The organism is Bacillus licheniformis DSM 13 = ATCC 14580 (genome assembly GCF_000011645.1).
Taxonomy (GTDB): domain Bacteria; phylum Bacillota; class Bacilli; order Bacillales; family Bacillaceae; genus Bacillus; species Bacillus licheniformis.
In genome coordinates this window covers 1,991,587-2,005,040 of sequence record NC_006270.3, presented here as the reverse complement: position 1 = coordinate 2,005,040, position 13,454 = coordinate 1,991,587, and the positions used below count along the sequence as shown (strand labels likewise).

The 13,454-nt window shown below is 42.6% G+C and carries 10 protein-coding genes; 4 read left to right on the top strand and 6 right to left on the bottom strand.

The window, feature by feature from the left end; translation table 11 throughout:
• Positions 1–73: 73 nt before the first annotated feature.
• From araA to TRNA_RS31705, 3 genes are read right to left on the bottom strand one after another with little or no spacing between them, the layout of a single operon-like run.
• Positions 74–1,498 (bottom strand): L-arabinose isomerase, encoded by a 1,425-nt coding sequence (gene araA, locus TRNA_RS31715; RefSeq protein WP_011198012.1) that lies wholly within the window; start codon positions 1,496–1,498, stop codon positions 74–76.
• A 55-nt stretch (positions 1,499–1,553) separates the two neighbouring features.
• Positions 1,554–2,249: an L-ribulose-5-phosphate 4-epimerase gene (locus TRNA_RS31710; protein WP_003182291.1), complete on the bottom strand. Its 696-nt coding sequence runs from the start codon at positions 2,247–2,249 to the stop codon at positions 1,554–1,556.
• Positions 2,250–2,262: 13 nt separating this feature from the next.
• Positions 2,263–3,870, bottom strand: a complete 1,608-nt coding sequence (locus TRNA_RS31705) for a xylulokinase (protein WP_011198011.1) — start codon at positions 3,868–3,870, stop codon at positions 2,263–2,265.
• 353 nt (positions 3,871–4,223) lie between these two features.
• Between TRNA_RS31705 and TRNA_RS31700 the strand changes: the two genes are divergently transcribed.
• On the top strand, positions 4,224–5,315 hold the full coding sequence (locus TRNA_RS31700; RefSeq protein ID WP_011198010.1) for a GntR family transcriptional regulator: 1,092 nt from the start codon (positions 4,224–4,226) through the stop codon (positions 5,313–5,315).
• 301 nt (positions 5,316–5,616) lie between these two features.
• Here TRNA_RS31700 and parC read toward each other — a convergent pair whose 3' ends face one another.
• The 3 genes from parC to TRNA_RS31685 all read right to left on the bottom strand — a co-directional run bounded on the left by parC (position 5,617) and on the right by TRNA_RS31685 (position 10,747).
• Positions 5,617–8,040, bottom strand: a complete 2,424-nt coding sequence (parC, locus tag TRNA_RS31695) for a DNA topoisomerase IV subunit A (protein ID WP_009328199.1) — start codon at positions 8,038–8,040, stop codon at positions 5,617–5,619.
• Positions 8,041–8,044: 4 nt separating this feature from the next.
• The gene (gene parE / locus TRNA_RS31690) at positions 8,045–10,012 is read right to left on the bottom strand and encodes a DNA topoisomerase IV subunit B (protein WP_003182282.1); all 1,968 of its coding nucleotides are present in this window, start codon (positions 10,010–10,012) and stop codon (positions 8,045–8,047) included.
• A 321-nt stretch (positions 10,013–10,333) separates the two neighbouring features.
• Complete coding sequence (locus TRNA_RS31685; protein WP_003182280.1) at positions 10,334–10,747, bottom strand: CoA-binding protein; 414 nt, start codon at positions 10,745–10,747, stop codon at positions 10,334–10,336.
• 178 nt (positions 10,748–10,925) lie between these two features.
• On the opposite strand from TRNA_RS31685, the gene plsY reads away from it, so the two are divergent.
• The 3 genes from plsY to TRNA_RS31670 all read left to right on the top strand — a co-directional run bounded on the left by plsY (position 10,926) and on the right by TRNA_RS31670 (position 13,264).
• Positions 10,926–11,519: a glycerol-3-phosphate 1-O-acyltransferase PlsY gene (gene plsY / locus TRNA_RS31680; RefSeq protein ID WP_003182278.1), complete on the top strand. Its 594-nt coding sequence runs from the start codon at positions 10,926–10,928 to the stop codon at positions 11,517–11,519.
• 102 nt (positions 11,520–11,621) lie between these two features.
• Entirely contained in the window at positions 11,622–11,909 is a 288-nt protein-coding gene (locus TRNA_RS31675) for a HesB/YadR/YfhF family protein (protein ID WP_003182275.1), read from the top strand.
• A gap of 323 nt (positions 11,910–12,232) precedes the next feature.
• On the top strand, positions 12,233–13,264 hold the full coding sequence (locus TRNA_RS31670; protein WP_009328206.1) for a YdcF family protein: 1,032 nt from the start codon (positions 12,233–12,235) through the stop codon (positions 13,262–13,264).
• Positions 13,265–13,454: the final 190 nt, after the last annotated feature.

Sequence of the window (13,454 nt, the reverse complement as noted above, 5' to 3'; positions counted from 1 at the left end):
ATCATAAATATTTTGAAAACTGATGCCTATTTTCACCTCCAAGGAAGCAGCACCTCCTCGGAGGTTAGAGGCATTACTTAATCACTACATATTCCAAGTCAACGAGCTTTGCATAAGTGATCATTTGGTCTGTTGTTAAAAACAATGAAACAACTGTATGGTGGCCGCCGCCATTCTCAAGCCATGCTTTCACTCCATCTTGGAAGTTAGGCTTCACTTCCCAAAGCACCCGTGCAACTGGAAGGTTTGGTGCTGGAACAGTTGGTTCAAATGCAGAAACTTCGTTAATCAACAATTTGTAGTGCGTACCAAAGTCTGCCATTGAAACAACCACGCCATCTCCTGCTTTTCCGTCGAACACTAGGCGTGCCGGGTCTTCACGATCACCAATACCTAATGGAGAGACGATAATTTTTGGTTTATTGCTTGCTAAAGATGGGTCAACTTCAAGCATATGCGATTGAAGAATTGATTCTTGACCGGCAGCCAATTCATATGTGTAATCTTCCATAAAACCAGTTGATTGGTTACGGCTCATCACTTTGAGCAAGCGGTCGAGCGCTGCAGTTTTCCAATCTCCTTCACCGGCAAAGCCATATCCTTGCGCCATCAAACGTTGGACGGCAAGACCCGGAAGCTGTTTCATTCCATATAAATCTTCAAAGTTAGTTGTGAAAGCATTGTAACCACCATCATCAAGGAAACGTTTAATAGCGATTTCATAGCTTGCTTGTACTTTTACACTCTTCTCCCAATCTTCCCGACTGTAAGTGCCATAATCAAATTCATAAAGGTCTGCGTATTCTGCAAACAAACGATTAATCTCTTCATCTGTAACCGCATTCACGTATTGAACAAGATCACCGATGCCAAAGTAATCAACTGTCCAGCCAAATTGAATTTGCGCTTCAATCTTATCCCCTTCAGTAACAGCAACGTTACGCATGTTGTCACCAAACCGAGCGACCTTGATGTTGAAGCTTTCGTTATAAGCAACCGCTACGTCCATCCATTCTGCAATTTGCTGTTGCACTTCAGGTCGCTCCCAATAACCTACGACAACTTTATTTTGTTTTTTCAAACGGGCATTGATAAAACCGTATTCACGGTCGCCATGAGCAGATTGGTTGAGGTTCATAAAGTCCATGTCAATCGTTGGCCATGGAATACTTTCATTAAATTGTGTCGCTAAATGAAGTAATGGTTTTTGCAATAATTTTGTTCCGCGAATCCACATTTTCGCAGGCGAGAAAGTATGCATCCAAGTGATAACACCGGCGACTTCGTCACGATAATTTACTTCTTTCATGATGCTAGTGATTTTATCTGCATTAACAGCCAAATCTTGCAATACAAGCGGATATGGCAAAACAGCGCTTTCATTTAATGCATCGGTCATGGCTTGCGCGTGCGCTCTGACTTCCGCTAACGTTTCTTCCCCATAAAGATGCTGTGAACCTACGACAAACCAAAATTCTTTTTTCCCTGTTGTTAACATAATAACCCTCTTTTCTTAAATTGATGGGATAATTGATAGTTTGATAGAATTGACATTACTTTTGACCATAATAAGCATTTTTACCGTGTTTTCGTAAGTAATGTTTATCTAAAATACGTTGTGGTAATTCTTTTGCAAAAAGATTTAATTCTCTTGTAAATAAATTCATTTTCGCAACTTCCTCCAACACCACACTATTCAATACGGCTGATTTTACATCTTTGCCCCAAGTAAATGGACCATGACCGTGAAGTAAGACACCGGGAACAGCTAAAATATCTAACCCTCGCTCCTCAAATGTTTCGATAATCACATGACCTGTTTCTGCTTCGTAACCGCGATCAATCTCCTCTTGTGTCAAGTAACGGGCACATGGTACGGAACCATAGAATGTGTCTGCATGAGTGGTCCCCATCGCTGGAACATCAAGGCCTGCTTGAGCCCAGATTGTCGCCCAAGTTGAATGAGTGTGTACAATTCCTCCAATTTCAGGGTAGCGCTTATAAAGCACTGCGTGAGTCGCTGTATCTGATGAAGGCCTCAGCTCTCCTTCAACAACATTGCCATCTAAATCAACAACCACCATATCACTAGCTTTCATCGTTTCATAATCAACACCGCTCGGTTTGATAACGAATAGACCTGTTTCACGGTCAATGGCACTTGCATTTCCCCATGTGTATTTCACGAGTCCGTATTTAGGCAGGTCCAAATTCGCTTGTAATACTTCTTCTTTCAGTTGTTCTAGCACGTCAATCCCTCCATTAAATCAAATGGTCTACAGCGGCCTGCTCAATCATTAAACCTTTTTTGTACCGTTCGATAAATGCTTCAAATCCTTCTACATCTAATTGATCAGGGTAAATTTCCTGCCCGGCATCCTCTTCAAAGACTTTTTTGTCGAGGAAGTCTTCTAAGCTCTCTTCTTGACCTTTGTTCATCATGTAAGAAGCAAGAATAGCCATTCCCCACGCACCGCCTTCTCCGGCTGTTTCCATAACTGATACCGGCGTATTCATTGCAGCTGCAACAATTTTTTGTCCGACAAGAGGGGTTTTGAATAAACCGCCGTGAGCTAAAATGCTATCGATTTCAATTTTTTCCTCTTTGGTCAAAATATCCATTCCGATTTTCAAAGCAGCAAAGGCTGTAAAAAGGTGTGTCCGCATGAAGTTTGCTAAATTGAAACGACTCTCTGGTGAGCGGACAAATAATGGCCGGCCTTTTTCTAATCCCGTAATATTTTCACCGGAGAAATAGCCGTAGCTTAGCAAACCGCCGCCATCTGAGTCAGCTTCCAAAGCTTTATTTAACATCACTTCGAATAATTTATTCGTTTCAATCTTTTGTCCCATTGCTTCAAAAAATTCACGAAACAATCCTAGCCAAGCATTAATATCGCTTGAGCAGTTATTCGCATGAACCATTCCAACCGGACTGCCGTTTGGCGTTGTGACCAAATCAATTTCTGGATATACTTTTGAAAGTTCTTTTTCTAATACAATCATGGCAAAAACTGAAGTTCCCACCGAAATGTTTCCAGTGCGTTTCCTCACACTATTCGTAGCAACCATTCCTGTTCCAGCATCGCCTTCCGGTGGACAAATTGGAATGCCTGGTTGTAAATTTTTTGACTGATCCAGAATTTTTGCACCAATTTCGGTTAATTCACCAGCCTGCTCGCCTGAAATATAAACTTTAGGAAGAATATCCTTCAGCTTCCAAGGGTAGCCTTTGTTCGAAATCAGTTCATCAAACTGCTTGACCATCGATTCATTGTAATTTTGCGTTGATTCATCAATCGGGAACATGCCCGAAGCATCTCCAATGCCAATTGCTTTATTACCAGTCAGTAACCAGTGAATGTACCCGGCTAAGGTGGTGATATAGTCAATGCGAGGCAAATGCTTCTCTTCATTTAATATCGCTTGATAAAGGTGAGCAATACTCCACCGTTCGGGGATATTGAATTGAAATTGATCAGTTAATTCTTTTGCTGCAGCACCGGTTGTTGAGTTACGCCAAGTTCGAAACGGAACAAGCAGCTCCCCTGTTTTGTCAAAAGCCATATACCCATGCATCATTGCAGAAATTCCAATAGAACCGATTTTGCGAATGGTGATGCCATAATTTCGTTCAACTTCATTCTTCATTTCACTATAAGCTGTTCGCAATCCAGTGATAATATCTACCAAGTTGTACGTCCAAAATCCATCTTCCAAGAGGTTTTCCCACTCATAGCTTCCAGATGCGATTGTTTCAAAACTGCTATCAATCAACACTGCTTTAATACGTGTGGATCCGAATTCAATTCCAAGTGATGTTTCTCCCTCAGTTATGGCTTGCTTGATGTTTACTCGATTCGCTTTCACGTAATCCCCCCCTCTGATAGCGATTTCATTATAATTCGAAAGAAAGCATTTTCCTTTCCGCTTAACTTTATTACAACCTTAGTATATTTTTTGTACGTACATATGTCAATCTAGAATATAATATGTTCATATAAATATCACGACGATATTTTCTGTTATTTTTCTCTTAATGTTTATAATAAAAGGTATTTGAATAACATAAAACCTAAAGAAAATTTTTATAATTGCTAGTTAATTTTCACGAAAATAAGGCGGAATCTTTTAATTCATTGTAAGCCATGATAAAATATGTCCACACAAATCATTCAATTAAAAAAATTAGAATGCGAACAACTGCGAAAGAAGTGAGTGAAATGAAACCAAAGTATAAGGTCATCATTAATGACATAAAAAGTAAAATACTTTCAGGAGTTTACAGAGCGGGAGACCAAATTCCTACTGAATCCGCCATACAGGAAGAGTACAAAGTCAGCCGCCACACTGTTCGAAAAGCCATTTTAGAACTATCGAACGAAGGGTTCTTAAGAAGTGAAAAAGGGTCTGGCACTTATGTTAGTAACCAGTATCAATCAAAAGCCGGCGGGAATTCCAATAACAAAATAATCGGTGTAATCACGACCTACATTTCTGATTACATTTTCCCCTCCATTATTCGTGGAATTGAAGGGAGATTGAATGAGGCTAATTATTCGTTACTATTAGCTAGTACAAATAATGATGTCGAACAAGAAAAAAAAGCTTTGGAAATGATGCTGTCATTTGGCGTAGATGGTTTAATTGTTGAACCTACGAAAAGCAATCTGTACAATCCCAATATTGCCTACTACCTATCGTTTAAGGAACAGGATATTCCTTTCATCATGATCAATGCTTATTATGAAGAATTAGATGTTCCTTTTCTTTGTCTCGATGACGTGCAGTCAAGCTATCTCGCAACAAAAGAATTAATATCAAAAGGACATACACAAATTGGTCTCATTTCAAAAATGGATGATTTACAAGGAAAGTATCGAATGAAGGGGTATATAAAAGCGCTTGGTGAAGCCAAATTACGATTTTACCCGGAGCATGTGCTTTCGTACAATATAGAGACGAAGCTGGACCTATACACAGACCTGAAGAAGTTTCTAAATGAAAAAAGAGACGTGTTGACTGCAATCGTCTGCTACAACGACGAAGTAGGGCTGGAAGTAGCAAATGTATGCAGACAACTTAATATTTCTATCCCGGACAAATTGTCAATTATTGGTCAGGACAATTCGTATATCGCCAAAAATGCGAATATCAAACTAACAACATTGACCCATCCTCAAGAACAAATGGGACACGATGCAGCTGATTGGGTCATTAAAAAATTACAAGGAAAGAAGGATTTACCAAACGAAACCTACTATCAACCTGTGTTAGTTGAAGGCGAAACCGTAAAAGAGTTAGAAATACAATAATCATAGCGTGATCAAGAAAAACCCAGTCCATGTTCACTAAAGGCGCGAACACGGACTGGGTTGTTTTACTCTGGTATCAATTAAGCAAAGAAATGTTGAATCAGAAAAACGGGCGAAAATCTCACCGAAGAGAAAAAATCAGTCTCTGATATATTAGATGCTGTATAATTGTGTCACAAGAAAGTAACATCGTGCTGTTTAAGGTTTATCCGGCATGCTCTTTTTCTGAGCATTGAAACGGCTTGATAGACATGTGGTGACGCCCCTAGATATTGAATGATCAACGGCGTGCTGTTCGATTTCACTCCAGCTCATGTTTGCTGATCCATACATCCGTTACTTCCCCTGCTTCATCTTCGTCGATGATGAAAGAACCGTTGCTGTACCGGTCATGAAGCTTGATTTCTTTGACAAGCATCTCCTCTGTGATGCCTTTTTCGGTTTGAAGCGTGATTTGATCATGATATGAACATGCGAGCAGGCCGGCAATGCGGTGAGGTTTTTTCTTCAGTTCCCTCAGCATGAGAACCCCTCGTTTCGCCCTTGACGTTTTTTCAAATTCGCTGCGGTTCATCCGCTTAATAGATCCGCGCTGGGTCACGAGCACAAGCACGTCTTTTTCCTCTAAAACCTGTCCGCTGGCGACAAAGTCGCCGTCTTTCAAATTGACGCCCTTGACACCGGCCGCCCTTGCGCCGACGACGCTGACTTCATCTTCTGTGAACCACAGACCGTAGCCGGAATGTGTCGCAATAAACAAATCTTTCGTTCCGTCCGTTACATGAACATCGACCACTTCATCGTCGCCTTTTAAATTAAGGGCAACCAGTGCTTTTGAATAGCGCTGTGCTTTATACTGCATCAGCTGAGTTCTTTTCGCCATTCCGTTTTTCGTAAAGAACAGCAGGTATTCAGATTCGGTAAACTCTCTGACAGGAATCGCCTTGACGATGGACTCATCGCTGTCAATCGATATGATATTCGTTATATGCTGACCTAAATCTTTCCATCTGATATCAGGGAGCTGGTGAACTGGACAATAGACATAGCTCCCTTTATTTGTGAACAAGAGCAGAACGTCTGTCGTATTCATTTCCAGCTGACAGAGCAGACGGTCGGTATCTTTCATGCCGAAGTCCTGGCCGTTTGATGCGGCGAAAGACCGCTGGCTCGTTCGTTTAATATAACCGTCTTTCGTTACGGTCACATAAACGTCTTCCGACGCCACCATCACTTCAAGGTTGATTTTAATTTCTTCGATTTTTTCTTCGATGACAGAGCGCCTTTGACTGGCATAGGTTTTTTTAACCTTTTTCAAGCTGTCTTTGATCACTTTCAAAAGTTTCTTATCATTGGAAAGGATCTCTTCCAGCTCTTTGATCTTCTGGTCCAGTTCTTTTGCTTCTTCCTGGAGGGCCGTAATATCTGTGTTTGTCAGCCTGTACAGCTGCAAGGAAACGATCGCTTCAGCCTGCGGCTCAGTAAATGCGAACTTTTCGATCAGATTGTTTTTGGCATCGCGCTTGTCATTGGAGGAGCGGATCGTCGCAATGACCTCATCCAAAATGGACAGTGCCTTCATTAAGCCTTCTACGATATGATGCCTTTCCTTCGCTTTTTTCAGCTCATACTGAGAACGGTTGGTGATGACTTCTTTTTGGTGGCCGATATAAGCGTCCAAAATCGATGTGAGATTCATCAGCATCGGTCTTCTGTTATGGATGGCGACCATGTTAAAGTTGTAAGGAATCTGCAAATCCGTGTTTTTGTATAAGAAATTTAAAATGCCTTGTGCATCCGCTTCTTTTTTCAGCTCAATCACGATTCTGAGGCCTGTCCGGTCGGTCTCGTCACGGACTTCTGAAATCCCTTCGACCTTCCGTTCAATCCTGAATTCGTCCATTTTTTTCACTAAATTCGCTTTGTTGACTTCAAACGGAATTTCAGTAATGACAATTTGCTGGCGGCCGCCTCTGATTGTTTCGATCTCGGCTTTGCCCCTGATGATGATTTTTCCTTTTCCGGTTTCATAGGCTTTTTTTATGCCTTCTTTCCCCTGGATGATTCCTCCGGTCGGAAAGTCCGGACCTTTTACGAACTCCATGAGGTCATCCACGCTGCAGTTCGGCGAGTCGATCCGCTTAATCACGGCATCGATCACTTCCCCGAGATGATGCGGCGGAATGTCAGTCGCATACCCGGCGGAAATCCCTGTCGATCCGTTGACAAGCAGGTTCGGGAACATTGCCGGAAGGACGACAGGCTCTTTGCTCGTATCATCAAAGTTTGGTACAAACTCGACCGTTTCTTTGTCAATATCCCGCAATAGCTCTGACGCGATCGCCGCGAGCCTTGCTTCTGTATAACGCATCGCAGCCGGCGGATCACCGTCGATGCTTCCGTTGTTTCCGTGCATTTCAATCAGCACGTTGCGAACCTTCCAGTCCTGGCTCATCCGCACCATCGCTTCGTAGACCGAGCTGTCTCCGTGAGGATGATAGTTTCCGATTACATTACCGACCGTTTTTGCGGCCTTGCGGAAATTCTTATCGTATGTGTTCCCTTCCGCATGCATGGCGTATAAGATTCTTCTTTGAACAGGCTTCAGGCCGTCGCGCGCATCAGGGAGCGCCCGGTCCTGAATAATATATTTGCTGTATCGGCCGAAACGGTCGCCGATCACGTCTTCCAATGGTAAATCATGATAAATCTCTGGCTGTGCCATTTATTTAAACCTCCTCAGCGACCGATAAATTCTCGTTTTCCAAAATGTTGCTTTCTTCATCAAGTCCGAAAGCGACGTTTTTCTCAATCCATTTTCTCCTCGGCTCAACTTTGTCGCCCATCAATGTCGTTACGCGCCGTTCCACCCGGGCCGCGTCATCGATTTTAACCCTGACAAGTGTTCTTGACTCGGGGTTCATTGTCGTTTCCCAAAGCTGGTCAGCGTTCATTTCGCCGAGACCTTTATAGCGCTGGATCGTATATCCTTTTCCGACTTTTTTGAGGACGTCGTCCATTTCCTCATCAGACCAGGCATATTCAATGATTTCTTTTTTGCCCGACCCTTTGCTCACTTTATAGAGCGGCGGCAGTGCGATAAACACTTTTCCGTGCTCGATCAGCGGCTTCATATAGCGGTAGAAAAAAGTCAGGAGCAGCACTTGGATATGCGCGCCGTCTGTATCCGCATCTGTCATGATAATGACTTTGTCGTAATTGATGTCCTCAATGTCAAAATCGGCGCCGACCCCTCCGCCGATCGCGTGAATGATCGTATTGATCTCTTCATTTTTAAAAATATCGGCCAGCTTCGCTTTTTCCGTATTGATAACTTTTCCGCGGAGCGGCAGGACAGCCTGGAATTTCCGGTCTCGTCCCTGCTTTGCTGATCCTCCCGCAGAATCACCCTCCACGAGATACAATTCGTTCTTGGATGGATTCCTTGATTGTGCAGGCGTCAGCTTCCCGGAGAGCGTCGCTTCGGATTTCTTTCTTTTCTTTCCGCTTCTTGCCTCTTCTCTTGCTTTTCTCGCAGCCTCTCTCGCCTGGGAGGCTTTAATCGCTTTTTTGACAAGCAATGTTGCCGTTTCCCTGTTTTCTTCAAGAAAATAGGCGAGCTGCTCAGAGACGATTGCATCAACGGCTGACCGTGCTTCACTTGTGCCGAGCTTTCCTTTTGTCTGTCCTTCAAATTGAAGAAGCTCTTCGGGAATCCGGACGGAAACGATGGCTGACAGGCCTTCCCTGATATCCGTTCCTTCAAGGTTTTTGTCCTTTTCTTTTAAAAGGGCCACCTTTCTCGCATACTCGTTGAATGCTCTCGTCATCGCCGTTTTGGCACCGGACTCATGGGTTCCTCCATCTTTCGTTCTGACATTATTGACGAACGACAGGATGTTTTCGGAATAGCCGTCATTAAACTGAAACGCGAAGTCAACCTCGATGCCGTTGTGCTCTCCTTCAAATGAGACCACTTCAGAAAGCGCGTCTTTCTCCTCATTTAAATAAGCGACAAAAGCTTCGATTCCGTTTTCGTATAAAAACGTTTCTTTTGTTTGATCGCGTTCATCGATCAATTCTATTTTTAGTCCTTTTAACAAAAAGGCTGATTCTCTCAGACGCTCTGAAAGCGTTTCAAAGTTAAACGTCGTCGTGCTGAACATCGCAGGATCAGGCTTGAAATGAATCAGGGTGCCGGTCTTTTTGGTCGTTCCGATTTTATCAAGGGATGTCACCGGTTTGCCGCCGTTTTCAAAACGCTGCCTGTAAACATTTCCGTCCCGCTCAATCGTGACTGTCAGCCACTCGGACAGGGCGTTTACAACGGATGCACCGACGCCGTGCAGCCCCCCGCTCGTTTTATAGCCGCCTTGGCCGAACTTTCCTCCGGCATGCAGCACTGTCAAAATAATTTCTGGAGTCGGCTTGCCGAGCTTATGCATTCCTGTTGGCATTCCCCGGCCTCTGTCTTGCACCGATATGCTGTTATCTTTATGTATTTTTACTATAATGTGATCCCCATGGCCCGCAAGGACTTCATCGACGGAATTATCGACGATTTCATATACGAGATGGTGCAGTCCCCGGCTGTCTGTCGAACCGATGTACATACCGGGGCGTTTTCTGACCGCTTCAAGGCCTTCGAGCACCTGTATGGAATCATCATTATAGTCAACTTGCTGTTTTTTAACCAAATGCATAAACCCCTTTCAAAAATCAAACATTGCTTATAAAGAATAATACACACTCTGTCATATAAAGCAAAGTATTATCCGATTATTTTCCAATTTCTTCAAGCATTGTCGGGAACATGTTAAAATGAAAGCCGCTTTTTGCACAGCCGTCATTTTACACGATTCATCACCCGCAGCACAAGGCTTTCCACATCGCAATTGGAAAATCATTCTTAAAAAACTGTCCAAGACTTATTGTAGCCGTTTTTCACAGCAATTCGCAAACATATTCTCGCATAAAAAAGACAAAAACCCTTGAAAAAACAAGGATTTTTGTCTTTTTTATGCCGATTTTGTTAACGAGTGTGCCACTTTTATGCACAAATCCATAATCACCGTATAGCCTTTTTCGCTCAGAAGCTGATAAGCTTCTTCATTGACAAGCCCCTGCTGCGCCCAAAACACATCTGCGTCTATCTCCAGGAATTCCTTTGCGACATCAGGCAGATGCTCGGATCTTCTGAACACATTGACGATATCAACGTGTCCTTCAATGTCTTTTAAGGATGCCACAGCCTTGACGCCCAGCGCCTCATCAATGGTCGGATTGACAGGGATGATGTCATATCCCGCGTCCTGCATCGCTTTTGATACCATGTACGATGTTCTTTCAGGGTTGTCGGACAAGCCGACTACCGCAATTCGTCTGCTGTTTTCAAGAATGGTTTTGATTTCCTGTTTAGAAGGATTTTCCACACCGATCACTCCTTTTAAGTTCAGTTTACACGAAAACAAAGGAGATAATCAAAATTTTCATATGATTAGCGCGCATTATCTTGTATGATATATACGGTACTTCTAAAGAAAAGCCGTCATGGAAGGCGCCTCTCATGTTAAAATAAAGAGAAGGGATCATCTAAAAAGGAGAAATGAAATGTTAATAGCTTTATTATTTATTTTAGCCTATCTACTCGGCAGCATTCCGTCCGGCTTGATTGTCGGAAAGGCCGCCAAAGGAATCGACATCAGGGAACACGGCAGCGGGAATCTTGGCGCCACCAACGCATTTCGGACACTCGGCGTAAAAGCCGGCTCTATCGTTGTGGCTGCGGACATTTTGAAAGGGACGCTCGCCGCCTTTCTGCCCGCCATCCTGCACATCGGCGTACACCCTTTGCTGGCCGGCGTAGCCGCAGTCATCGGGCATATGTTCCCTGTGTTCGCAAAATTTAAAGGCGGAAAAGCTGTCGCTACTTCCGGAGGCGTATTGCTTTGCTATCAGCCTCTTCTGTTTCTCACAATGGTTGCGGTGTTCTTTCTGTTTTTGTATATCACAAAATATGTATCGCTTTCTTCCATTTTAACCGGCTTGTATACAACGGTTTACAGTCTGTTTACGAAAGACCTTTTATTGGTGGCAGTCGTCGCCTTTCTTACGGCGTTTGTCGTATACAGACACAGGACGAACATTAAACGCATCATCGATAAAACCGAGCCCAAAATCAAGTGGATGTCCGGCAAAAGATGAGCCTATCCGAAGAACATTATATTTTCATGATCGGACAAAAACGTTATATACTATAAATAGATTCAGCATGCTTTGAAACAAATGATGAAGGAGTGCTTGCCCGTGAATTTGAAAATTAATGAAGAGGCGCTTAAATGGTATAAGAACGAGCTTGATTTAAAAGAAGGTGATCAGGTTCGCTTCTTTGTCCGCTACGGAGGATGCAGCAATGTTCAAAAAGGCTTCTCCCTTGGGGTCTCAAAAGATGAGCCGCAGCAAATCGGTGTAAGTGCGGAAAAAGACGGCATTACGTTTTTCGTTGAAGAAAGCGATGTATGGTATTTCGACGGCCATGATCTGCTTGTCACCTATAACGAATCTGCGGAAGAACCTGTTTTTGAATATCAGTAAAATATCATTTTTTACGGCTTGCAGAGAATCCCCCGTTTTTCTGCAAGTTTTTTTATTTTTCTTCGTCATTGAAGTGCCGAAAAAAAGCCTTCAAAATCTAGGGTGGCTTGCCTGAGTGTTCGGCAAATGTACACCGCGAGCTGCGTAAAGCTCCTAAAGGACATTATATACGGGGCAGCAAACACGAATAACTGAGCGGGTACAGATCCTGTATATCTAAAATACAGTTCGTTTAAAATAAAGCGGCAAGGATTTCCCCATTCAATAAAGATTTTTACACACTCTAATATTATACAAAGTCATTTACATCGAGGTGTTTGGTCATGGTTTACGGTGTGACAACTTTTATTTTACTGGCTGTTTTTCTGATCTTTTATTTAACGGACCGAAGAAGGATCATCAACGGTTTTTTATTCAATCTATTTTTTTGTTCATTTCTTGTTCTTTCCTACTATCTGGCATACGTTTTCGGAATTGGCTTTTTCAGACTTTTCGTCATTGTACCGCTGCTGATCTTTTTCTTTATCCTAACGTTCGGTCTATTTGCTTTAATGATCGGGTTATTTCTGAATGCGAGAATTCTTATCAAAAGAGAAGGACGACGATTGTCTAATTGTTTGACTTTAATTTCCGGGCTAGGCATTATCATATTTTTTCTATTGTCAGTGATTGACCCCGCTCGTTTTTTATCGCCAAATGTTCAGCCGTTGTTTGCGGGATCATCGCTTATTGCGGTCTATTTCTTCTTTCATTTAACAAATTTCTTAACAGCCTATTTTCTATATCAATTTAACAGACCGAAACTTAATCAGGATTACATCATCGTTCTCGGAAGCGGATTAATTAACGATACTGTACCCCCGCTTTTAGCAAGCAGGATAGATAAGGCTGTCGATTTTTATCGGAAACAAGCAGCTGTTGCTCCTCCGCCGAAAATTATTTTTTCCGGCGGGCAAGGACCTGATGAAAACCTTTCTGAAGCAGAAGCCATGCAGAGATATGCTTTAAAAAAAGGGATACCTGAAGAGCACACTTTCAAAGAAGACCGTTCTGTAAATACATATCAAAATATGCTTTTCTCCAAACAACTGATGGACTCATTATCAGACGGCAAATACAACAGCATCTTCACAACAAACAATTTCCACCTGTTCCGCGCCAGCCTATATGCAAAACGAGCAGGCTTAAAGAGCCAGGGGATCGGTTCAAAAACCGCTTTTTATTATTGGCCGAACGCCATGATCCGTGAATATATCGCTGTTGTTGTAATGAATCGTAAACGGCATAGCATTGTCGTAGGTACTATTTTAGGTTTTTCTATAATTTTGACTGCTCTTAATTTTTTCATTGATTAAAACTTCAAAAATGCGTCTTGAGATTTTGGTTTGTCCGGATGGCACACTTTCTATTGCAGTCATCCCCAACAAGGGTGCAGAGATATATTGATGGAAGTCCCAATAGATAATGATGGATATTTTCAAAGGACATCTTCGCCGGAAAGATGTCCTTTTGCTTTGAAAACATTACACCGTCATGTTGATGATT